Raw genomic sequence first — 21891 nt, 5'->3', positions numbered from 1 at the left:
TTCGTTTCGAGAGTTACGCTAGACTGGACGTCCTGTGAGCGACCCTCGTGTCATCGACATCCTGCTGGTGGAAGACAACGTCACCGATGTCGTATTGACACGCGAAGTCTTCGCGGAGGCGAGCGTACCGAACGAGGTGCACGTGGCGCGCGACGGCGTGGAAGCTTTGTCGTTCCTGCGCCGCGAAGGTTCGTACGAGGAATCCCCGACTCCCGACGTGATCTTGCTCGACATCAACATGCCGCGCATGAGCGGCTTGGAGTTCCTGGCGACCCTCAAGAACGATCCGCAGTTGCGTCACATTCCCGTCATCATGTTGACGACGTCGGCGGCCGAGCGGGACGTGGAGCGCAGCTACGAGCTTCACGCGAACGCGTACATCACCAAACCCGTCGACTTCGGCGCGTTCAGCATCATGATGCACACCTTCGAGGCTTTTTGGCTGAGCATTGCTCGGCTCCCGAGCGTGTCCGCGAAGCCGGCCATCTGATCTTCAAGCGGGCGACGCTTCCAACGCTTCGAGCACGGCCTTCGGTTCGAGCCGCCCCTTGAACGTCACGAGACGAATTCCGCTCGGCAAGTCCGTAGGGTTCACGCCCGCCGCGTCGAGGTTGAGGCGCTCGGACACGGCAAGCACGAGGTCCGTGCGACCCGAGGCGGCGACGGACCTGAATTTCTTGCGCAAGTACTCGGGGCGCCAGTATCCCACGATTTCCAGCAGCACGCTTCGCCCGTCGGGGTGAACGAGGCGAAAGTCGGGCACGATGACGCTGCCCGGAACGGGAACGAGGTCCACCTCCCGCTCCAACGTCCACGAAGTCTTCGTTTTCGCCCAGCGCGCCGCGAACGCCTCCTCGATCATCGAGTCGAACTCGGCGTCCACGGGGTAGTGGCTTACAAGTCCGCACTCCGAGTCGAGCGCGAAGGTCGCGCTTTCCGGCACGTCCTCCCAATCGGCGCGCGGCCTCACGTCGGCGACGAGCGACCACTTCGTGACGTGCAGCAAGGCGGGCAGCAGCTTCGCCATCGCGAGGCCGTAGCGCGTCGACGGACGAAAGAGGCTGGCCGGACCGTCGAGCGTCAAGGTGAAGCCGTGGTCCGCGTCGCCCTCGACGAGGACCATCAATCCGAACAGTTTCAGGTATCGCAGCAACTGCTTGTAGCGCGCGGGCTCGTTGCGGTGCGCGGTGATCCTCAAAGCGTACGCGCGGTACAAGATGCCTTGCACTTGGGCGAGGTTGTATCGATGCAAAAGTTCTTGGGGTGTGGGCGGCGCGAACTCCACGAGAACGTGATTTTCGTGCAAGTCCGCGTAGAGGTGATCCTCGACTTCCTGAGGACGAAGCGGCACGCCCTCTTCGGAAAGGGCGGCGGCGACCCGCGCGAGAATCGCGCCGCGCGCCATCTTGCCGGCCATGCGAGACGAGAGCGCGAACACGCGCGAGCGCAGCACGGTGGGCTCCAGCGGAGCTTTCACCTCGAACTTCGAGTAATCCGTCGCGAGGATGTGCGCGAGTCCCCGCACGACCTTGAAGCCGATCGAGGCTCCCTCCAAGGCGGCCACCCGCTCGGTGATCTCGGCGCGGCGCCCTCCGACGCTCGCGTCGAACACCTCGATGAGATCCTGCGCGAGCTTCGACAGGTGAAAGGACGGCGCCAAGCGTTTCGGGACGACTTCCCCGTCGCGGTAGCGGTAAAGCAGCAGTTCGGTCGGAAGCATGAGGTCAGGCAGCGAGTCGTGCGTCACGGAACGCAGGGTGGCAAGCGAAGGTGAATGTGGCCCTCACAACTCCTCCCAGTTCACGGCGGTGGGAATGTCGTCGAGGTACGCGACGGGCGGCCCGGCTTCGCGTTCGAACTCGCCGCGTCTGCGGCGGGAAACGCCTTCTTCGGTGGTGCCTTCGGTGACCACTTCGTACAAGACGGCTTGCTTGCCTTCGGCGCGGCGCAAGATGCGTCCGAGGCGCTGGGTGTGCTCGCGTTCTTCGCCCGTGCCGGACAAGACGATCGCCACGCTCGCCTCGGGCACGTCAACGCCTTCGTTGAGAACGCGGCTCGTGACGAGAACGCGGTAATCGCCTCGCCGAAATGCGTCGAGGAGGGCGACACGTTCCTTGACGGGCGTCTGGTGGGTGAGGGCGGGCAGCAGAAACTCGCGCGAAACGCGGTAGACGGTGGCGTTGTCATTCGTGAAGATCAACACGCGCTCGTCGGCATGTCGCGCGAGGAGTTCCTCGAGAACGCGCAGCTTGCCGTCGGTGCCGAAGGCGAGCGAGCGAGCTTCGCGGTGCGCGAGCATCGCGTTTCGTCCCTCACCGCGTCCCGACATGCGCACGAACTGCCGCCAGCCTTCGAGGTGCGAGATGTCGAGACGCTCGCGAGCTAGGAAAGCGTTGCGTTTGCTCATGGCGCGGTCGTAGCGTTCGCGCTCAGAATCTGAGAGGCGCACGAGAATGTGAACTTCACGGTACGAGGCGAGGGCGCCCCCGGCGAGTTCCTCGGGCCGCTTGGAATACACGAGCGGCCCGACGAGATCCGTGAGGTCATGCATTCGCTGGCCGCCGGGCGGCGTCGCGGTGAGGCCGAGGCGGTAGGGAGCGATGGAGTACTCTGCGATGACGCGCGTGAAATCGCCGCCCAGATGGTGAACTTCGTCGAACACGACGAGGCCGTAACGATCCCCGAGGCGCTCGGCGTGAATGGCGGCCGAGTCGTACGTGGCGATCAGCAGGGGGGTCTCGTCTTTCGATCCGCCGCCGAGCAGGCCGAGGGCCGCGTCGGGGTACGCGGCCCGCAAGCCCGCGTACCATTGATGCATGAGGTCGAGGGTGGGCACGACGATGAGGCACGACCTCGGGGTGGCGTGCAAAGCGAGTTCGGCGAGGTACGTCTTGCCCGCGCCTGTCGGCAGGACGACGAGTCCGCGCCGTCCCGCGCGCTTCCACGCGCTCAGGGCTTCTTGTTGATGCGGATACGGCGCCAAGTTGCGCGCGGTCTTGAGTTCCAGGTTTTGAAAGGCGCGCGCTTCGTCGCGCACAAAGGTTCCTTCCGCGCGCAGAGCTTCGAGAAAGTCACGGTAGCGGTACGCGGGCAGGCGGTAACGATGGGCGCGCTCGTCCCAGGTTGCGAAGTCCTTCCAGCGCTGACCGTCCGGAGCCTCGGCGAGCACGAGGGTTCCCCGGTCGAAGCGCAGGGCGGCGGACGTCATGACGCGAGTCTAGCGCTTCCTTCTGTCATCGGCGTAACGAGCTGCGCACATTTCTCGACTGCTATTCTAACGGTATGGTCGTCACGATCCGTCGCTCACAAAAGCGCCGTACCATCGCACTTCGCGTCACGCGCGACGGCGTGACACTGCACGCTCCGTACGGCATCGCCGAGGAGGAGTTGCTTCGGTGGGCCCGAAGCAAGCAGGATTGGATCGAGAAGACGCGCCGTCACTTCGCCGCGCGCACTCCGCCGAGCTACACCTTCACCGACGGCGAGCGGCTTCCTTACCTCGACGAGACGTTGACATTGCGCCTCACGAGCCGCCGCGACGCTCAACGGGTCGGCCCCGTGCTCGAAGCGCCCTGCGAGGGCACGAAGGACGCGGTGCGAGCATGGTACGAACGTGAAACGATCGCGTTCTTCACGCCGCTCGCCCACGAGATGGCCGCGCGTCTCGGCGTGACGGTGCGAGCCATCAAGCTCACGCACGCCAAGACTCGCTGGGGCAGTTGCACCGCCTCGGGCGTGCTTCGTTTCAATCCACGCATCCTGCTGGGCACGTCGCGCCTCGCCGTGTACTTGTGCGCGCACGAAGTCGCGCACTTGCGAGAGCTCAACCACTCGCCTCGGTTCTGGCGGCATGTCGCCGCCCTCATGCCCTCGTACGTGGGCGCGCGCGAGCAACTCAAGGGCGAGGGGTGGCGGCTCACGTTCGACGCCTGATTCTTCGGGTTGTTCAAGATCTATTAAGATAAAGGTATGGTCCCCGATCCTCGCGCCTTGCTGGAAGCAGTGCGTGAGGTCATCGTGCACCTCGACGCCGCCGAGCGAATCACCTACGTCAACGCGGAAGGCGCCGACTTTCTCGGACTCGACCCGAACGACTTGACGGGGCGTTCCTTGTGGGACGTCGTGCCGGAAGCCGCCTCGTCCCCGATCGAGATCGCGGTGCGCGAAGCCGCGCGAAGCGGCGCGCCCCGTTCGTTCGAGGGCCGTGACCGCGTCTCGGGCCGCTGGTTGGATGTCGCCGCGTACCCCACAACTAACGGGGTACTGCTGCGAGTTCGCGACATTCACGAGCAGAAGAGCACGGAGGAGCGCGCCCACCGTCTTGGCGCCGTCACGGAAGCGCTCGCGGGCGCGGCGACGACCGCCGAGATCGTGGACGTCCTGCTCGCGGCGGCCCTGCCTGCCACGCTCGCCGAAGCAGGCGCGGTGCTCCGCGCTCTTCCGGACGGAAGCGTGCGCCTGCTGGGCCAGTACGGATATCCGGACGACGTCGCGTCCCTCTTCGAGCATTCCCGTCCTGCCGAGCCGTCCCCGCTGACCGACGCGCTTCGCGAACGGATGGGCGTGTACCTGGCCCACGAGGAGGTGGCGACGCGCTACCCGAACTTGGCGAACGACGAGATCGCGCGCCGACCTGCTTTTCACGTCGTCGTGCCGCTCGTGACGAGCAGCGATGCGATGGGCGCGTGGCAACTGACGTTTCCGGCGTCCACGAAGTTGACCGAGTCGGACCGCGCCTTCGTGGAGACCCTCGCTCGCCTCGCGGCCCTCGCGCTCGCTCGCGGCTTGCTGCACGACGCCATGGAGGACACCATCGCCGCGCGTACGAAAGCCGTGGCGACGCAGGCGGCGGAGATGCGCGCCTACGCCGACGCCGTCACGCGCGACCTTCTGCCGCCCGTGCGCCGCATCCGCTCGTTCACGGAATTGGTCGTGCGCCGCGTCGGCGACGAGCTGCCCGAGCGAGAAGCGCGGTACTTGGAGTACGTGCGCGCCGAGAGCGAGCGGGCCACGCACCTCCTCACGGCCCTCGCGACCTTCGTGACGAGCGGCCAAGACTCCTTGCAGCGCACGAACGTTCCACTCGGGCGGCTCGCGGTGGACGTTCGCGCCGATCTCGCGCCGCTCGTGGGCAGTCGCTCGGTCGCGTGGACGTTTCGTGACTTGCCGACCGTGCGCGGCGACGCGACGTTGCTTCGTCAAGTGTTCGCGGCGCTGCTGTCGAACGCCTTGAAGTTCACGGAGACACGCTCCGTCGCCTTGATCGAAGTCGGAGCCGAGCGCCGAGACGACACGTGGCACGTGTCGGTGAACGACAACGGCGTCGGCTTCCCGACGGCGCACCTCGACGCCCTGTCGAGCGCGAACGGTGACTTGCCGAGTTCCTCGCTCGGCGTGGGCCTCGCCACGGTGCGGCGAATCGTCGTGAAGCACGGCGGCATCGTGTGGGCAGAGAACTTGCCCGAGGGCGGAGCGACCGTGCACTTCACGTTGCCCGACGAGCCGCGAAACGGTTGAGCCCACAAGATGAACTTGGTCATCACGCGACGTTGAGGAGGGCTTCAAACTGGCACGAATGGCACGGCTCACCCCGCTCCGCCCTTCTAATCTTGTCTGTACGAGCACGTCGGGACGAGCATATTCGCCGTGCGAGGAGGCAAGAGTGAGCGCGACGCAGGACAATTTTGCGCGGGACAACAACTTCGATGCCCTGCGATTTCTCGGTGCTTTGCTGGTCTTCGTGTCTCACGCGACCTTCGTACCGACGGGCACGCTGTGGGCCGATCCCCTTTACCGCTTGTCGAACGGGCAGATGACGATCGGCTGGATCGGCGTCGGGATGTTCTTCGTCATCAGCGGATACCTCATCACGATGTCGTGGGAACGTCGCCGAGGAATCCTCGCCTTTTTCCAGGCACGTGCTCTGCGAATCTACCCGGCCTTGATCGTCGTGGTGCTCGGCATCTTTCTCGTGGGGCGACTGCTGTCGACGGACCCGTCATACTTCTCGAATTCGAGCGCCTGGGCTTACCTCGCCAATATCGTCTTGCCTTTCGTCGACAACCACTTGCCGGGCGTCTTTCAGAATCAACCGTCGAGCGGCGTGTCCGACAACTTCTGGACGCTGCGCTACGAAATCGGTTGCTACGTGCTGATCGCCTCCTTGGGCTTTTTCAAAGTGTGGCGGCGCGACACGGTCCTCGTGCTCTTCCTGCTCGTCTCCGCGCTGTTCGCGCTCGGGTGGCCGGGCACGCACAACGGCTGGTTCGACCTCCCGCGTTACTTCCTGGCGGGCGCCGTGGCCTACCTGTACCGCGACCGCATTCCGTGGCGCGGCTCGCTCGCCCTGCTCGCCTTCGCGGGTCTGACGCTGTTCACGTTCGTCGGGGGAATGAAGCTCGCGTTCTCGCTGTTCGGAACGTACCTGACTTTGTACTTGGCGTTCGCGCCTTGGCTGAACTTGCGCAGCTTCGGAAAGCGTGGCGATTTCAGCTACGGCTTGTACCTCATGGGCTTGTTCGTGCAGCAAGTCGTGCAGGGCGCGTTGCCGCGCCTCGGCATGGTCGGCAACTTCGTCGTGAGCTTCCCGATCGTGCTGACCTTGGCCGTGCTGCTGTGGTACGCCGTCGAGAAGCCCGCCCTGGCGTTCAAACGCTTCGGGCGTCCCAAGCCCAGCGCGTCTCCCGTCGTGCAGGCGAGCGACTGAAGGCGCCTCACGCCGGAAAGTTGCTCAGGCGTTCGAACAACAAATCGTAGAATTCGTCCGCGCGCGCCGTCACGGCGGCGCGGACGTTCGGCGTTTGACTCGTCGCGCTCGTGAAGTCGGCGGTGGAGCGCCCGAAATTGTCGCCCTCGCTCACGTCGACACTCACGAACAACTCGCGCGTCTCGAACAGGCCCGGATCGACGAGAAACGCGACGGTGCACGGATCGTGCAGCGCTCCTACCGAGCGCCCACGCGCTTCCAAACGCGAGAGGGCGTCGTCCAGGAGGGCGCCGCACAGCTTCGCCGATGGCGACGCGGCCCTTTCGAAGCGTTCGACGTGCGCGCGGGTGATGGGCACTTGCCGCGTGGCGTCGAGCCCAAACATCGTGATCCGCGCGCCCGACTCCAAGACGATGCGCGCCGCGTGCGGGTCGGCGTGAAAGTTGAACTCGGCGGCGGGCGTGGTGTTACCGTGCGACAAGCTGCCGCCCATGAAGACGATTCCTTTCAGGAAGGCGGCGAGTCGAGGTTCGAGCCGCAGCGCCAACGCGACGTTCGTCAACGGGCCGATCGCGACGAGCGTCACTTCCCCCGGGCGCTCCAAGGCCGTCCGAACGATGAACTCGGCGGCGCGTTCGCGCTCCGCGCCCCGAGTGGGACGTGGCAGGACGACGTTCCCGACGCCGCTGGCACCGTGGACGTGCGTCGCGGTGAGAGGCGCGCGCACGAGTGGCCGCGCCGCCCCGCCGTACACGGGCACGTCCGACCCGGCGAACTCGCGTAGGGCGAGCGTGTTTGCGAGAGTTCGCTCCAATTCGACGTTGCCGTGCGTGACGGTGACTCCCAGCACGCTCAATTCGGAGCTGGCGAGGGCGAGCAGCAGGGCAACGGCGTCGTCATGACCCGGATCGCAGTCGAGAATGATCGGCGTGGACATGCAGGCAGTGTAGCCGCGCCGACCAAGAGCCAACGCGAAGCGCTCCGCGAGTCGCGGAGCGCTTTCGAGCAGCGGAATTTAGACGCTGAGGACTTGACGGCCTTCGTAGTAGCCGCAGCTGGTGCAAACGTGGTGCTGCAGCTTTTTGCTGTGGCACTGCGGGCACTCGACGAGGTTGGGGGCGACGAGCGCGTGGTGGCTGCGACGCATGTCGCGCTTGCTCTTGCTCGTCTTCTTCTTCGGTACGGGATGCTTCGCCATGATCTTTACCTCGGGGGGCCTCTCGTCACACTGAACGGCAACGAGGCAACAGGCCAGAGTATAGCACGACAAAGCGCGGGGAGGGCAAGCTCAGAATCTCGGTCCGCCCTTCTTGACGCCCGCGTACTTCTTGCGCTTCTGCGCTTTGCGCACGCTCGACTTGCCGCCCTTGCCCGTGGTGACGGCTCGGACGGGCGGCGTGAAGTCGTTGACGAAGTAGCGGGCGAACGGGATGTAAAGCAGCAAGAACAAAAGCAACGTTCCCCACCACGTACCCACGAACCGCAAGCCCAGCGACAGCAGCAGAACCTGCAGCAGGGACAGCGCCGTGGCGAACAAGAAGGCTTTGAGGGCCAGCTTTCCGATTTTGCCCAGGTTGAAGCCGGGCGTGGGGTCGGGTTCCGTCAGCCAGCGCCAAAAGGAGCGCAGCATCAATCGTCTCCTTTCGTGGCCGAGCGACTGCTCGCCCCGAGCGCCACTCGGTTCACGAAGGCGCGCACCTCGCTCCAGTCGTCACGGTCGGGTGACACGTCCAACACGAGGACGGGCTTGTGGGCCGTCTTGGCGACCTTCTCGGCGAACGTGCGGTAAGCGGCGGCGGACGTGGGCACGGCGAGAATGGAGCCGCGCACCGGGCCCTTGCCTTCCAGGGTTTGGAAAGCTCCGACGAACTCGCGCTCGGCAGGCGTCGCGCCGCCCGCGCGCAAGCCGCGTTCGGCCAGGATGTCGCGGGGAACTTGCGTCGAGAACACCGCGTGAATCGAGAGGGCCTCCAACTCGGCGGGCAGCGTGCCCAGCAAGAAAGGCTCGCCCAACAGGTCTTCCGGGCCGATCACGGCGAGGGTGTGGCGACTCGCCGCGGTCAGGTTCGGCATGGTTTCGCGTGGTGGCGTCAGCAGCGGACGGCGCCGGTCGAGGGCGCGGCGCACGAGTCCCGGATTGCCCGTGAGGCGCACGCCGAGTTCCGTCGCGGCCGACGCGGCGGCGTCTCCGCTCGCGGGAACGGGCAGCAGGGCGGGAAGGCTGCTGACGCGCCGCGACAAGACGTCGGCGAAGGCGGCGCCCCACGGATCGCCCGCGACGCTCGTGCGTTCGGGCATCAGCACGGCGTCCGCACGGGATGCCTGCGAGAGTTCGAGAATGCGCCCCAAGGCGAGTTGAACGGGCGGCGCCTCTCCGGGCAGCGATTCACGTCCGAGTTCATAAGCGTCGCGCTTCGGCAGCGTCGGCCGAGCGACGTCCACGCCGAGGTCGGCGAGGTAAGGCTCCCAGAACCGCAAGTAGCGGGAGCCGAGGGTATCGAGCAAAGCGACCTTCACCCGCTCAGTCTAACGGGCCTCCCGTCCTCCGATGCGAGGAAGACTTCAGTCGGGAGCCGAGCTAGGGCGCTCGGACGAAGTCCCCGCTTTTGCCGCCACTCTTCGACAACAAACGCACCGAGTCGATCTCGATGGCCTTGCTGGCCGCCTTCAGCATGTCGTAGACGTTGAGGGCGGCCGCCGTGACCGCCGTGAGGGCTTCCATCTCGACGCCCGTACGTCCCGTCGTGCGCACCGTGGCGACAACATGCACGCCTTCCTCGTTCAGCGTCACGTCGACGTCCACGCCGGAAATCGGCAAGGGATGACACAGCAGCACGAGGTCGGAGGTGCGCTTCGCGCCCGTGATGGCCGCGAGACGCGCGACGCCGAGAGGATCGCCCTTCGGATTCGTGCCGCTTTCCAAAGCTCGCCTCGCCTCGGGCGGCAGGCGTACCCAGGCTTCGGCGGTCGCGCTTCTCACGGTGGGAGCCTTGTCGGTGACGTCCACCATGCGCGGTTCGCCGTCGCGGAAGTGCGTGAGGATCGGGGGGTCGGGAGGCGTCGACTCGGTCATGGCCCGAGTGTAGTGGAACGAGGAGGTCCCGGAACGCGAAACCCGCCGGACGTTCGTCCGGCGGGCAGTGGAGGTCAACGTCACTCGTCGGGAAGTTCGAGGCCGCGCAACTTCGCGAACGGCGAGTCTTCTTCGAGGTGCAATTCGTGCGCCTGACCGGGCGCTTCGATGGGTACGACGGCCTCGTGGGCGCACGTCGAGTCGTTGAGGTCCGTGCCGCACACTTGGCACAATCCTTTGCAATTCGGGTCGTGCAGCACGACGGCGGGCGCCTCGACCAGGGTGCTTTCGGCGAGCAGGGCGCTGAGGTCGACGTTCGTATCGCCGAACAAGAAGACTTCCTCACCGCTCTCCCCCTCGTCGAGGTGCGGCTCGGTGACGCTGGGGTCATAGCGCATCAGGGTGCCGACCTTGACGCCTACGGGCGTCTCGACCGGCCGCAAGCAACGGCCGCACTCCAGCACCAACGTGGGGCGGAAGCGCCCCGAGAGCCACATGTCGTCTCCGCCGAGGGTGTTGGCGGACAGTTGGAATTTGGCAGGCTCGGCGAAGCGCAGGACGCGCTCCTCACCGCCTTGTTCGTAGCGCAGCTCGCTCAGCTCGCCGGAGACTTCGACGTCTCCTTGAGAGCGCAGCAATCGCGCGACATTGAGAATAGGGGCTTCGTTCGTCATCTCCGTATCTTAAGGCTTGACGAGGGGGTCTATGGAGGCGCGCGTCTCGATTGGAAGTCGCATCTTCATACACGCGCTCTTTCCTAGCGTTCGTCTCCAACAGTGTTTTCCAGGATGTGCGACGAGCGGACGCCGTGCTTTTTCTCGCCGTGAGGCATACCGAGCGCGCCTTGCTAGAGTGGCTTTCATGAATATTGCCATCCTCGGCGTTCCGATGGATCTCGGCGCGGGCCGTCGCGGAGTTGACATGGGTCCCAGCGCTTTGCGCAACGCGCGCCTCGCCGCTGCCCTGCGCGACGTGGGGCATGTCGTGCGCGATTTGGGAGACGTGACCGTTCCGATTCCCGAGACCCTCGACAAGCATCAGAATCAGGGTTTGATCTTCCTCGACGCGATTCTCTCGGCGTGCTCGAGCACGTGTCAGCGGCTTTTGGATTTGCCGAGCGACGTCTTCCCCATTTCACTCGGCGGCGACCATTCGATCAGCATGGGCACGGTGCCCGGCGCGGCCCGTGGCGAGCGCGCGGGCTTGATCTGGGTGGATGCGCACACGGATTTCAACACGCCGAGCAGCAGTCCCAGCGGCAACATCCACGGCATGCCCGTCGCACATCTCGTCGGCTTGGGCGACGAGCACCTCTCGTCCATCGGCGGCGGTTGGCGCATGCGGCCCGAGGACATCGTCATGATCGGCATTCGCAGCGTGGATCGCCGCGAGCGTGACCTCGTGCGCGAGCACGGCATCACCGTGTACACCATGAAGGAAGTCGATCAGCTCGGCATGACGCGCATCACCGAGGAGACGTTGGAGCGCTTCTCGGACTTGAAGCGCGTGCACGTGTCGTTCGATGCGGACGCCCTCGATCCCTCGTTCGCTCCGGGAGTCGGCACGCCGGTACCCGGAGGTCTCACTTACCGCGAAGCACATCTGCTGATGGAGTTGCTTTCCGAAAGCGGGCGCGTGACGAGCATGGACATCGTGGAAGTCAATCCGATTCTCGACGCTCAAAACCAAACAGCCCACCTGATGGTGGGCATGGCGGAAAGCTTGCTCGGCAAGCGTATTATGTGAAGCTTACTTCGCGTTCTTTTCGACGTTGACGATCAAAATCGCCGGCTGCGCTTCCTTGGGGAGGGCGCGCAGCTTGAAGCTCAGATTGTACACGTCCTCGGGGGCGTTTTGCGGAACTTTGACGTTGTACACGAGGCGAACTTGATCGCGGTAACGGATGGACGTTTCACCGCGCGCGCGGTCTTCACGCGTCGATAGGATCTGGCGGACGAGTTCGGCCTTCGCGAGGCTGATGCTCCATCCGGCGGGAACGTCGGGTTCTCCGAGAAGGATCCAGTCGATGGGGGTCTCGATGCTCTGAACGTTGTTGTTGACGTCGCGACGCTCCCAATTGACGGGCACGGTCGCGTCGATTTGGCTGTCGTCGATTCCGAGATAAGTGGGATTGAGAAGAGTGGAGACGAAAAGGTTCTGGCCGGGGCGAACGGTGACAGTTTGCAGAGCCGAGGCGGCGATCGGGGAGGAGATGCCGGAGCCGGCAGGAGCGGGGGCGCAAGCGCCGAGAACGAGGAGGCCGAGTCCGAGCAGGGTGAAACGAACAATCTTCTTCATAAGCTTCTCACCACTATAGCGACGAAGAGCCCAGCAGTATGCAACATGCCGGACTCTTCGAAACGTGAGATCTGATGATTCAGTCGAGAATGCGCTTGAGGTGCAGATAAATCTCGTACCAGTCACCTTTGTCGCGCGGGCGCTTGCCGCGCAACTCGATGCGTGCGAGGGTCTGTACCCAGTCGGGCGTGATCTGAACACCGAGGACGGGGTCGTTCACGAGGTCCGAGAGCCCCTTGGGCAAGGCGCCCGTCGTGGGACTGCCGTAGAACTCGACGCCTTCGAGCAGATCGTGAACGGTGATGCTGTACGCGCCGGCAAGCGTTTGAAGCGTTTCGAGACTGGGGTTCGTGCGTCCGCGCTCGAGGTCACTAAGATACGGAACGCTGATGCCCGCCATCTCGGCGACGTCTTTGAGCCGCAGCCCGCGCTCGCTGCGAAGTTCGCGCAATCGTTCGTGCAATTTCATGGCCACCTCCTGGCTGCGACGTCGTCCCTTGGGGCGGCGCCGATCGGGTTGGGTCTTGACAGAATGGCCCACCGTTAGTCGGAGTGTAACACTGCTCTGCGATCTGGTCAAGACAGAATAAGGGGTCGCTCTATTGCAATTGGCGAATGAGTACGTTAAGATCAGAATACATTAAGGGTTTTCTGAGGAGGAGAGTTATGCGCGCATTGGAGACGATCGCTCACACCATCAAAGTCGGTAAAGTCCATCCGACGCTCGTGATGAACACCTTGATCGAGGTCGAAAACGAAGGCGGCTCGCTTGCCCTGCGGCAAGTCGAACGGCACCTCGACCGCACCGCAAGCGCCCTCCAAGCTCGCCAACATCCGCACAGCGGCCTCGCACGTGCCTGGCTCGACGCCACCCGCGCCTACCTTATCGCGCACGCCGAACGTCGCCAAGCTGTTTGAGCACACCTACGAGGCGGGACCACCTGAAACGGGGTGGTCCCGCGCCTCGTTCATCTCACGAGTTCAAGCCGTAGATGTCGGCGTACTTCGACTTGAGATACTGCACGTACGCTCCCGCCTCCAGCGGTTTGCCCGTCGCGCGCTCGGTGATTTCGCGCGGCAGCAGCGAGCGACCGAAGCGGTGCACGTTCTCGCGCAGCCACGACAGTAGCGGCGCGAAGCGGCCCGCGCGCAAGCCTTCGGCAACAGCAGAATCGGCGCTCTTGGCTGCCTCGAGCAGTTGCACGCTCAGCAAGTTGCCGAGGCTGTACGTCGGAAAGTACCCGATGAGCCCGGACGACCAGTGGATGTCCTGCAAGACGCCATCCGCGTCGTTCGGCGACGTGACTCCCAAGTACTCGGCCATCTTCGCGTTCCACGCCTCGGGCAAATCGGCCACCGCGAGCCGTCCTTCGAGCAGGTCGAGCTCGAGCTCGAAGCGCAGCATGATATGGAAGTTGTACGTCACCTCGTCCGCCTCCACGCGAATGAGGCTCGGCTGCACGCGGTTCACGGCCTTGTAGATGCTTTCGCCCGTCTGGTCGGCGAGCTGTTCGGGAAAAAGCTCTTGAAAACGCGGGAAATAAACTTCCCAAAAGGCGCGCGAGCGTCCCACGAGATTCTCGAACAATCGAGACTGACTTTCGTGCACGCCGAGGCTCGCTCCGCTCGAAAGCGGCGTTCGCTCGAAGGCCGCCGACACGCCGCGCTCGTACATGGCGTGGCCCGTCTCGTGCCACGTTCCGAACAAGCTCATCGGAAAGTACCGAGCGTCGAAGCGCGACGTGATGCGAATGTCGTCACGGCTGAAGTTCGTCTGAAACGGGTGCGCGCTCACGTCGAGTCGCGAGAACTCCGGGTCGAGACCGAAGTCGCGCGCGACTTCGAGGGCGAACGTCCGCTGAAGATCGATCGGGAAGTCACGGGTCAGCACGTCGTAATCCGTCGCGTCACCCGCTGCCACGATCGCCCTCAGCAACGGTAGGGTCTCTTCGCGCAGTTGACCGAAGACGCGACGGATTTCCTCGGCGCGCGCGCCCGGCTCGTAGTCGTCCAGCAACGCGTCGTACGGATGCGCCTCGTACCCCACGAAATCCGCGTAACGCCGAGCGAGGTCGAACATCTTCGCGAGATAAGGCGCGAACGTCTTGAAGTCGCTCTTCGCGCGCGCCTCGATCCAAGCGTGGTGCGCCTCGTTCTGCGTCCGCGCACGCTCCTCGACGAACTCGACGGGAAGCTTCGTGGCCCGGTCGTAGTCACGGCGCGTCGCGCGCACGAGCGCCGCGTCGTCGCCTCCGGGGTTGGCGCCTTCGAGTGCGGCCAGCAGTTGCTCGATGCGTTCAGACGTGAACTTCTCGTGCGCGACGCTGGCCAGCGTCGCAATCTGTAGGCCGCGAACGCGCGCGGCGGCGGGCGGCATCATGGTCTCCTGCTCCCACGACAACAGTCCGTTGGCCGCGTTCAAATCGCTCACGACACCCAACAGCGTCTTCAGCTCGTCGATTGAAGTCATGCCCTTCAGCGTACCAACGATTCCCGAATCACGGTCCTCGCGTTCTCAGCTCGGCGCTTCACTGCCAACGCTCGCGCGCCTCGCCCGACTCGCCCAAGACGAGGGGCCGGACTTCGCCCAGCAGGTAGAGACTTCCTGCCACGACGGCGAGCCCGTCCGGGACGTCGGGAAGCCGTGCGAGCGCTTCGGCGGGCGTCGAAGCGACCTTCACGGGCACCGAGAAAAGACGCGCGAGTTCCTCGGGATCGGCCGACCTGGGCGAGAGCAGAGCCCGCGTCACGATCACTTCCGAGGCGATTTCCTGCAAGGCGCGAGCAAGTTCGCGGATGTCCTTGTCCCTCGCCACACCGAACACGACCGGGACGCGCTCCACGCCCAGACGCCGTAGCGCGCTGACCAGCGCTCGCACGCCATCGGCATTGTGTGCTCCATCGAGCAACATGTGACCACGCCGCCACGGCAACCGCTCCATCCGACCGGACCACCTTGTGGCCCGCGCGCCCGCAACGATCGCCGTGTCCACCACGCCCAACCGACGCGCGAGCAGGGCAGCCAACGCGGCATTGCTCGCCCCGTGCAGGCCGAGCAGCGGCGTCTCGAAGGCCAGCTCACCCGAGGAATCACGCAAGCGAACGTCCCACCCTTCCCACCCGAGGAAGCGCGTCTCCAACGTCGCTTCCCGCCCGAGCGCCCACAAGTCTGCCCGCATCTCTTCGAGCAAGGCCAAGGGCCTTCCCGTCACGGCAGTCACGGCGAGCCGATGCGGGCGCAGAATTCCGCGCTTCTCGCGAGCGATCTCCTCCACGCTCGAGCCGAGCACCTCCACGTGGTCCAAACCGACGTTCGTCACGACGCTCGCGAGAGGGTCCAGCGCGTTCGTCGCGTCCAGTCGTCCGCCCAGCCCGACTTCCATGACAGCGACGTCCACACGAGCGTCGGCGAACAGCTTCACGCCGAGCGCCGTCACGATCTCGAAGAACGTCGCACCCACTTGCTCCGCGAGGGGCCGAACCTCCCCGAGCGCCGCGTCTACGACAAGCTCGGGCAGTTCGGTCCCATTCACCACGAAGCGCTCGGAGAAGCGCGTGAGATGCGGAGAGGTGAACAAGCCCGTCCGGCGTCCCGATGCCGTCAGAATGCTCGCCAGGGTTGCGCTCGTGCTGCCCTTGCCGTTCGTGCCTCCCACGAGGATGACGTCGAAGGGCGGTCGCCTCAAGCCGAGCGCATCCAGCAACGCCCCAACACGTCCCAAGCCCGGCGTGACGCCAAAGCGTTGGCGGGAGAACAACCAATCGACGTGACTCAAGACCCGAAGTACGCCTCCAGCGTCGGCACAACTTGCTTCTTGCGCGAAATGCGCGACCCGAGGTCTGCAACTTGCCCTTCGATCCCAGCGCCGAAGGCTTCGCGCAACACCTTCTCTTCGGTCGCGCTCAACACGAGCGTCTTGTTCGTCTCGTTGAGAATGTCGACGACCGACAGCAACACGCCCGCGAGGTTCGCCTCGGCCTTCTCACGGTCCATCGCCGCGAGCAACTCCGACGCCCGCCCCATCACGTAGCCGGGGTTGGTCGTCTCGACAACGCCCAATCCGTACGGCTTCCCGGCAAACTCGAACACCTTGTAGTCCATCTTCAAGAGGCGCTCGGCGGGCACGTCACCAAGATCACTCTTCGCGGCGAACATCTCGCCCGCGTAGGCCCCGATATCACCAACGTCGGCGATCTGCGCGAGGTACGACACCACCTCGCGGTCCTCGGGCGTCGTCGTCGGGCTGCGAAAGTGCAAGGTGTCCGAAAGAATGGCCGACAGCATCAAGCGTGCATCGAGCGGTTGGATCGCGAGGTTCGCCTCGCGGTGCATCTTCGTGAGGATCGTGCCCGTGCTCCCGACCGGCTCGAAGCGCATGAAGATCGGTTCGTTCGTGCTGAGGTCACCCAGCTTATGGTGATCCACGACGAACTTCACGCTCGACTCGTCAAGGCTCGGCGCGGATTGGGCGCTCTCGTTGTGATCGACGAGCGCGACGGTCGAACCGCCAGGCAGGTCCGTCAAGACAGGCGGCGCCTCGACTCCCGCGGCGCGCAAGACGAACTCCGTCTCCTTGTTGAGTTCTCCGAGGCGGTACGCCGCCGCCGCCTTTCCGGTGCGTCGCAAGAAGTTCGCGTACACCATCGCGGCGGTGATGGCGTCGGTGTCCGGGTTGGTATGTCCGAATACGGCGATCATGACTCGAATTATAAAGACACGAAAACTCCCCGCGCGAGGCGGGGAGTCGAAGTTCGAAGCGCTGAGGCTTAGAACGTGAGGGGGATGTTGTAGCTGACGCGGAACGCTTGGCCGGTCGTGCTTTGGGGCGCGGCGGCGTCGCTGTCCGTCGTGAGCGTGAAGAGGCCGTACGAGACGTTGGCGCCACCGATCGCGAGGTTCGTGTAGATCCCGCGGAGGTTGTTGGCACCAGCGGCGGCGCTCGGCGAGAAGCTACCCGCGCCGCCCGACGTGAACACGTTGTAGATGACGTTGTTCGTGTCGAGGTTCGCCGCTTGAACGCTGGCCGTCGTGTTGGCGAGGCCGAACACGTCGTTGAGCGTCACGCCGAAGGCGGTGCGCGTCAAGCTGGCCGTGTAGGCTTGCGCTTGGAAGGCGCGCGAAGCCGTTTGCACTTCGGCCGTGAGGGCCGGGCGGAAGATGAAGTCGAAGGTCGGCGTGGTGAGCGAAGCAGCGGCGATGAGGGTCGTGCTGGAGTCGGTCGTCGCCGAGGTCTCGCTGCCGTAGTTGTCGGCGATGTAAGCGCCGCCCGCGTTGAGCGTCGCACCGAGGAGGTTGCCGCTGTACGAGGCGCCCGCGTTGAGGACCGTGCGGGTGAAGCCGCCCGTCGCCGCGCGGAATTGGCTGCGGTAGCCGAAGTCGAGGTTGAGGCCGCGGATGAGCGCGTCGGACGCCGTGCCGTCGTGACGGAGCGTCACGCCGAAGAACGTGTTGCTCGAGCCAGGGATAGCGGGCACGAAGCCCGAGAGGGGCGTCGCGGCGAACGCGGGCACCGTCGGCAGGGCGGCCGTGATGGCGGCCGGAACGACGATGTTGCGGTCGATGCCGAGGGCCGAGGCGCCGGCGAAGAAGCCCGTCGTTTCGACTTGCACGCCGCCTTCCGACGCTTGGTTGTAGCCCGCCGAGGCGCGGAAGCCAGCCGGGAGGGCGACGGTCGCGCCGACGCCGAAGCGTTGCGCGGCAGCCACGCCCACGCCGTCGTTGTCCGAGCGGCTTTCGAAGTAGCCGCCCACCGTCACGGGGCCGAGCGTCGTGGCGAGGCTCGCACCGAAGCGCGTGCCGGTGCCGTTGGCGCCGCTCGTGGTACCGATGGTGCCGAAGGTGGTGTAGGGAGCGGATTGGTCGAAGTAGCCGCGCAGGTCGATGCCAGCGATGGTGACGCCAGCGCGCACGCCGAAGCCCGTTTGGTTGGCGCCGAACAACGCTTGGTTGTTGTCGCCCGCGCCGCCGAACACGCCGTCGCCGTTCGAGTCGGGACGCAAGCCGTCCGTGGACAAGCCAGCGTTGGTGGGGCTACCCGTCGTGACGCCGCCATTGGCGAAGTCGGGGTCGATGCTACGGAAGTTCGCACCGAGCGAGATGCCGGCGATCGTCGTGCCAACGCGAGCGTAGAACGCTTGATCGGTTTGGCTCGTGCCGTTCAACTGGCTCGTGACGTACTCGCTGTCGATGTTGACGCCCGCGAGGCCACCGTTGGCGCTCAGGCCGAAGACCGTACGGCCCGTGGCGCCCGCAACGCCTTGGTAGCCGAGTTGCACGGGAAGCGTCGTGGCCGTGCCCGGAACGACGCCGCCGTTGGCGTTGAAGCCTTCTTGGACGTAGTTGATGCCGAGGCGCAGCGTGTCGATCGGCGTGATCGCCGCGCGAACGCCGAAGTAGTTGGCAGCGCCAGCCGCGACGTTGACGGGCGACGTGGTCGGGCCGCTCGCCGGGGTGGGCGTGATGGGAGCGTTCACGGTCGCCGGAACGCCGATGTTGGAGTTGTTCGTGGTGCCGAACGTCGCCGTGATCGTCGGGCGGAAAGCGCCGATGACGGGCAAGTTCGAACCGTCGACCGTGGCGACGATGCCGGGGCCGCGGCTGTTCACGTCGTTGTCGAACACGTACTCCGTGAACTTCACCGTGGGCGACAGGCCCGCCGTGATCGTCACAGGAGCGTTTCCGAACGTGAAGTTCGACGCGAGGCCAGTGACGAAGAACACCAGCGGCGCGGACTCGAGGGCACCATCAGGAGCGGCCGTCAGCGTGCCCGAGCCGTTCTGAGGACGAATCCCGAAGGTGAGGGTCGTGTTGTTGGCTCCGCGCAGCACGGGGTTGTTGAGGAAGCCGAAGCTGACGCTCGCGCCGACGCTCGCCGCGCCCGAACGGTCGCCCGAGTTGGTCGAGGCGAAGTTGTCGCGCGTGTTGACGACGTTGCCCGTGTTACGGGCGAAGTCGGCGAAGTCACGCGGGTTCGAGTTGTCCGCGCCGTTCGTGCCGGAGCTGAGGTTGGTACCGGGCAGCAAGCGGTCGATGTCGAAGTCTTGATCGAGATCGCCGAAGGTCTGCGCTTGGTAGTACGACAGCGAGATGTTGCCCGACACGCGGAACGCGAAGCGGTTGAGCTGGTTGACCTGATTCGTCAGGTTGGTGATGTTCGTCTCGGCCGTCGTGACGCGCGTCTCGACCGCACCGACGCGAGCGGTGAGGTTGTCGAAGTCGGCGCGAGGCACGTAGTCGGCTTCGATCGCGCTCACGCGGTCTTGCAGGCTCAGGATGTCTTGGTTGAGCAAGACGGTGAGGTCGTTGAGCGCGGCGATGCTGCTGGCGGCATCGTCGACATCGGCGCGAAGCGCGTCGTAGTTGTCGGCGAGCTCGTCCACGCGACCGGTGAGGTCTTCGACGCTACCGGCGACTTCGTCCACACGGCCCGACACTTCGTCCACGCGACCCGACACTTCGTCGACGCTACCGGCGACTTCGTCCACGCGGCCCGACACTTCGTCGACGCTACCGGCGACTTCGTCCACGCGGCCCGACACTTCGTCGACGCTACCGGCGACTTCGTCCACGCGACCCGACACTTCGTCGACGCTACCGGCGACTTCGTCCACGCGACCCGAAAGCTCTTCGATGCGCGTGTTGACTTCGTCGATGGACGCACGCAGTTCTTCGATCGCGTCGTCGTTGCTACCCGGGATCTCGAGGTTGTTGATGGCCTCTTCGATCTTGGAGTCGACGGACGAGTTGATCGTCTCTTCGAGGGTGGACAGGTCGTCCTTGGTCGCGGCGTTCTCTTCGAGGTCTGCGACGCGGACGCCGAGCGCCGCGAGGTCGGCGGCGAGTTCTTGAACGGCGTTTTGCAGCGACGTGATCGTTTCCGGATCAAGTTGCTGCACGGCGGGCTCGTTCTTGGCGATTTGGTCGAGCAAGCGAGCGATAATGACGGCCGCTTGATAGCGAGTCAAGCTCTGGGTGCCGCGGAACGTACCGTCCGGGAAGCCCAGAACGATTCCTTGCTGAACAAGGCGATCAACGGCGTCCTTGGCCCAGTGGCCAGCGGGAACGTCGCTGAGCGCCGGGGCTGCCGTCGCAGGCGCTTGTGCCGGAGCCGCGGGCGCGGACTCTTGGGCAGCAGCAACGCCGAACGACAGCGCGGCGGTCAACGTGAGAAGAGCCTTCAATTTCATACCAAACCCCCTCTTGTCGCGCTTGTATCCTTCCGACTTTGAGAAGACGCTGGGGCGAGTTGCCGAGTTTCCTCTCCCAATGCATGACGTCGGATGAATCTTCGCGCGACCCAGATCGCTCCTCTCACTTTGTGAGAATCGGGGACGATCAGGATCACGGTGATGATACTCGTATGAAGAACACCAGGTCAAGTCTAAGATGAGAAGATAAGATACCGTCACTCTTCATGATTCGAATCTGAAAAGAGCGACCAGCAGCGTTCCGCACGAAAATTACAATCGCCGCCACATGTGAGGGCAAGGGACAAGTTAAGAGGTGGGTAAGAATTCTTAGCAGGAAGAATCCAGTGCCGCGGCGAACCATGAAGGAATTCGGCCTTTGAAGTAGCGCTCGCCCCAAGCAAACGCCCACTCGGTGTAGCCTCCGCGCTCGATCGCTGAGCGGGCGCGCTCCACCAAGCGGTGCAGGTACCGCAGATTGTGAAGTGAAAGCATGCGCGGTCCCAGCATCTCCTCAGCCTTAAGCAAATGGCCAATGTAAGCACGCGTGAAGTGCCGACATGCGTAACAATCACAATCGGCGTCGAGAGGAATCAACTCTCCTCGCGGCTTACTCGAGTTCAAGTTCAAGCGCCCGTCATCCGTGAGTGCGTAGCCGAAGCGGCCGGTTCGAGTGGGATACACGCAATCGAACATATCAACGCCTAATGCGATGCTGGCCACGAGGTCCTCAGGATGCCCGACTCCCATCAAGTACCGTGGCTTTCCACTTGGGAGCGCGTTCGTTACTTGTGAGACGACCGGGTACATGTCTTCCTTTGCCTCCCCGACCGCCAATCCACCGATCGCGAAGCCTGGGGTGTCGAAAGGGAGCGTCAACGCCAAGCTACGCTCTCTCAAGTGGGGGAACACGCCGCCTTGCACGATAGCGAACAGGGCCTGCTCCGACTTGGTTTTGGCACGTAAGCTCCGCTCAAGCCAGCGAGCAGTTCGCTCCAAGCTGGCGGACACGTACTCCTCTGTAGCTGGATAGGGCGGACACTCGTCGAACGCCATGATAACGTCCGCTCCCAACGCCTCCTGCACCTCGATCGACCGCTCGGGTGGAAGCTCCACGACGTTGCCGTCAATGTGGCTCTTGAAAACGGCCCCTTGCTCGGTGATCTGGCGCATATGCCCCAAGCTCATCACCTGAAAGCCTCCCGAATCCGTCAAGAACGGACCGGGATAACCTGTAAAACCAGGTAAGCCGCCGTGCCGCGCGACCATCTCCGGGCCCGGACGCAGAAGCAAGTGGTAAGTGTTGGCAAGAATAAACTGGGAGCCGATATCACGCAGTTCTTCAGGACTGATTCCCTTTACGGTGCCCTGCGTCCCGACTGGCATGAACATCGGCGTGCGGACAGTTCCTCGCGGCGTCGTGAACAACGCGTTTCGGGCTCGTCCTGAAGTTGCAATCACCGAGAAATCGAACACCGACATACTGTACCGTCCATAAAATGAAAAGCTCACGCTCGTTCGAGCGTGAGCTGAGGTTGGAGCGGGAGACGAGATTCGAACTCGCGACAACCACCTTGGCAAGGTGGTGCTCTACCAACTGAGCTACTCCCGCAAAAAACCCCCGCAC

At 64.5% G+C, this 21891-nt stretch carries 21 protein-coding genes and 1 tRNA gene; 6 read left to right on the top strand and 16 right to left on the bottom strand.

Features of this window, described 5'->3' with window-relative positions:
• Positions 1–34 precede the first annotated feature (34 nt).
• On the top strand, positions 35–490 hold the full coding sequence (locus DES52_RS21305; RefSeq protein ID WP_110888851.1) for a response regulator: 456 nt from the start codon (positions 35–37) through the stop codon (positions 488–490).
• 3 nt (positions 491–493) lie between these two features.
• On the opposite strand, the gene DES52_RS21300 is transcribed toward DES52_RS21305, so the two are convergent.
• Positions 494–1747, bottom strand: a complete 1254-nt coding sequence (locus DES52_RS21300; RefSeq protein WP_342767100.1) for a DUF790 family protein — start codon at positions 1745–1747, stop codon at positions 494–496.
• A 36-nt stretch (positions 1748–1783) separates the two neighbouring features.
• The gene (locus DES52_RS21295) at positions 1784–3208 is read right to left on the bottom strand and encodes a DEAD/DEAH box helicase (protein WP_110888850.1); all 1425 of its coding nucleotides are present in this window, start codon (positions 3206–3208) and stop codon (positions 1784–1786) included.
• Between the two features lie 74 nt (positions 3209–3282).
• On the opposite strand from DES52_RS21295, the gene DES52_RS21290 reads away from it, so the two are divergent.
• From DES52_RS21290 to DES52_RS21280, 3 genes are all read left to right on the top strand, one after another.
• The gene (locus DES52_RS21290; RefSeq protein ID WP_110888849.1) at positions 3283–3933 is read left to right on the top strand and encodes a M48 family metallopeptidase; all 651 of its coding nucleotides are present in this window, start codon (positions 3283–3285) and stop codon (positions 3931–3933) included.
• A gap of 36 nt (positions 3934–3969) precedes the next feature.
• Complete coding sequence (locus DES52_RS21285) at positions 3970–5517, top strand: sensor histidine kinase (RefSeq protein ID WP_110888848.1); 1548 nt, start codon at positions 3970–3972, stop codon at positions 5515–5517.
• Positions 5518–5662: 145 nt separating this feature from the next.
• A complete protein-coding gene (locus DES52_RS21280) occupies positions 5663–6706 on the top strand; it encodes an acyltransferase family protein (RefSeq protein WP_170131211.1) in 1044 nt (347 codons plus the stop codon).
• 7 nt (positions 6707–6713) lie between these two features.
• Here the strand turns inward: DES52_RS21280 and DES52_RS21275 are convergent, their stop codons facing one another.
• The 6 genes from DES52_RS21275 to DES52_RS21250 form a co-directional block, all read right to left on the bottom strand.
• On the bottom strand, positions 6714–7643 hold the full coding sequence (locus DES52_RS21275) for a nucleoside hydrolase (protein ID WP_110888846.1): 930 nt from the start codon (positions 7641–7643) through the stop codon (positions 6714–6716).
• 78 nt (positions 7644–7721) lie between these two features.
• Entirely contained in the window at positions 7722–7904 is a 183-nt protein-coding gene (gene rpmF, locus DES52_RS21270; RefSeq protein WP_110888845.1) for a 50S ribosomal protein L32, read from the bottom strand.
• A gap of 90 nt (positions 7905–7994) precedes the next feature.
• Positions 7995–8336, bottom strand: a complete 342-nt coding sequence (locus DES52_RS21265) for a hypothetical protein (protein ID WP_110888844.1) — start codon at positions 8334–8336, stop codon at positions 7995–7997.
• Entirely contained in the window at positions 8336–9223 is an 888-nt protein-coding gene (locus DES52_RS21260; RefSeq protein ID WP_110888843.1) for a hypothetical protein, read from the bottom strand. Before DES52_RS21260 ends, DES52_RS21265 begins: the two co-directional genes overlap by 1 nt.
• 61 nt (positions 9224–9284) lie before the next feature.
• Positions 9285–9779 (bottom strand): cyclic pyranopterin monophosphate synthase MoaC, encoded by a 495-nt coding sequence (gene moaC, locus DES52_RS21255; protein ID WP_110888842.1) that lies wholly within the window; start codon positions 9777–9779, stop codon positions 9285–9287.
• Between the two features lie 80 nt (positions 9780–9859).
• Positions 9860–10453, bottom strand: a complete 594-nt coding sequence (locus DES52_RS21250; protein WP_110888841.1) for a YceD family protein — start codon at positions 10451–10453, stop codon at positions 9860–9862.
• Between the two features lie 187 nt (positions 10454–10640).
• On the opposite strand from DES52_RS21250, the gene rocF reads away from it, so the two are divergent.
• Positions 10641–11525 (top strand): arginase, encoded by an 885-nt coding sequence (gene rocF, locus DES52_RS21245; protein WP_110888840.1) that lies wholly within the window; start codon positions 10641–10643, stop codon positions 11523–11525.
• 3 nt (positions 11526–11528) lie between these two features.
• On the opposite strand, the gene DES52_RS21240 is transcribed toward rocF, so the two are convergent.
• Entirely contained in the window at positions 11529–12077 is a 549-nt protein-coding gene (locus DES52_RS21240) for a hypothetical protein (protein WP_110888839.1), read from the bottom strand.
• A gap of 79 nt (positions 12078–12156) precedes the next feature.
• Entirely contained in the window at positions 12157–12546 is a 390-nt protein-coding gene (locus DES52_RS21235; protein ID WP_110888838.1) for a helix-turn-helix domain-containing protein, read from the bottom strand.
• Between the two features lie 197 nt (positions 12547–12743).
• Here DES52_RS21235 and DES52_RS21230 point away from each other — a divergent pair, with 197 nt between their 5' ends.
• Positions 12744–12995, top strand: coding sequence for a hypothetical protein (locus DES52_RS21230; RefSeq protein WP_110888837.1), 252 nt, complete (start codon positions 12744–12746; stop codon positions 12993–12995).
• A gap of 55 nt (positions 12996–13050) precedes the next feature.
• Here DES52_RS21230 and DES52_RS21225 read toward each other — a convergent pair whose 3' ends face one another.
• From DES52_RS21225 to DES52_RS21200, 6 genes are all read right to left on the bottom strand, one after another.
• Positions 13051–14547, bottom strand: a complete 1497-nt coding sequence (locus tag DES52_RS21225; protein ID WP_110888836.1) for a carboxypeptidase M32 — start codon at positions 14545–14547, stop codon at positions 13051–13053.
• Between the two features lie 58 nt (positions 14548–14605).
• Positions 14606–15853: a bifunctional folylpolyglutamate synthase/dihydrofolate synthase gene (locus DES52_RS21220; protein WP_110888835.1), complete on the bottom strand. Its 1248-nt coding sequence runs from the start codon at positions 15851–15853 to the stop codon at positions 14606–14608.
• Entirely contained in the window at positions 15850–16776 is a 927-nt protein-coding gene (locus DES52_RS21215) for a manganese-dependent inorganic pyrophosphatase (RefSeq protein ID WP_110888834.1), read from the bottom strand. The genes DES52_RS21220 and DES52_RS21215 overlap by 4 nt, the downstream gene beginning before the upstream one ends.
• 68 nt (positions 16777–16844) lie before the next feature.
• Positions 16845–20264 carry an S-layer homology domain-containing protein gene (locus DES52_RS21210; protein ID WP_110888833.1) on the bottom strand — a complete coding sequence of 1140 codons (3420 nt, stop codon included), beginning with the start codon at positions 20262–20264 and terminating at the stop codon, positions 16845–16847.
• Between the two features lie 330 nt (positions 20265–20594).
• Positions 20595–21740 (bottom strand): tRNA guanosine(34) transglycosylase Tgt, encoded by a 1146-nt coding sequence (tgt, locus tag DES52_RS21205; RefSeq protein ID WP_110888870.1) that lies wholly within the window; start codon positions 21738–21740, stop codon positions 20595–20597.
• A 60-nt stretch (positions 21741–21800) separates the two neighbouring features.
• Positions 21801–21876 (bottom strand) — tRNA-Gly (locus tag DES52_RS21200).
• Positions 21877–21891: the final 15 nt, after the last annotated feature.

Origin of the sequence: Deinococcus yavapaiensis KR-236, assembly GCF_003217515.1 — a bacterium.
Taxonomy (GTDB): domain Bacteria; phylum Deinococcota; class Deinococci; order Deinococcales; family Deinococcaceae; genus Deinococcus_A; species Deinococcus_A yavapaiensis.
This window is presented reverse-complemented; position numbering and strand designations above follow the sequence as displayed.

Coding starts and splice junctions, on each gene's coding strand:
- DES52_RS21295 (WP_110888850.1), bottom strand. CDS start 3,208: ATGACGTCCGCCGCCCTGCGCTTCGACCGGGGAACCCTCGTGCTCGCC.
- DES52_RS21290 (WP_110888849.1), top strand. CDS start 3,283: ATGGTCGTCACGATCCGTCGCTCACAAAAGCGCCGTACCATCGCACTT.
- DES52_RS21285 (WP_110888848.1), top strand. CDS start 3,970: ATGGTCCCCGATCCTCGCGCCTTGCTGGAAGCAGTGCGTGAGGTCATC.
- DES52_RS21275 (WP_110888846.1), bottom strand. CDS start 7,643: ATGTCCACGCCGATCATTCTCGACTGCGATCCGGGTCATGACGACGCC.
- rpmF (WP_110888845.1), bottom strand. CDS start 7,904: ATGGCGAAGCATCCCGTACCGAAGAAGAAGACGAGCAAGAGCAAGCGC.
- DES52_RS21265 (WP_110888844.1), bottom strand. CDS start 8,336: ATGCTGCGCTCCTTTTGGCGCTGGCTGACGGAACCCGACCCCACGCCC.
- moaC (WP_110888842.1), bottom strand. CDS start 9,779: ATGACCGAGTCGACGCCTCCCGACCCCCCGATCCTCACGCACTTCCGC.
- DES52_RS21250 (WP_110888841.1), bottom strand. CDS start 10,453: ATGACGAACGAAGCCCCTATTCTCAATGTCGCGCGATTGCTGCGCTCT.
- rocF (WP_110888840.1), top strand. CDS start 10,641: ATGAATATTGCCATCCTCGGCGTTCCGATGGATCTCGGCGCGGGCCGT.
- DES52_RS21240 (WP_110888839.1), bottom strand. CDS start 12,077: ATGAAGAAGATTGTTCGTTTCACCCTGCTCGGACTCGGCCTCCTCGTT.
- DES52_RS21235 (WP_110888838.1), bottom strand. CDS start 12,546: ATGAAATTGCACGAACGATTGCGCGAACTTCGCAGCGAGCGCGGGCTG.
- DES52_RS21230 (WP_110888837.1), top strand. CDS start 12,744: ATGCGCGCATTGGAGACGATCGCTCACACCATCAAAGTCGGTAAAGTC.
- DES52_RS21225 (WP_110888836.1), bottom strand. CDS start 14,547: ATGACTTCAATCGACGAGCTGAAGACGCTGTTGGGTGTCGTGAGCGAT.
- DES52_RS21215 (WP_110888834.1), bottom strand. CDS start 16,776: ATGATCGCCGTATTCGGACATACCAACCCGGACACCGACGCCATCACC.
- DES52_RS21210 (WP_110888833.1), bottom strand. CDS start 20,264: ATGAAATTGAAGGCTCTTCTCACGTTGACCGCCGCGCTGTCGTTCGGC.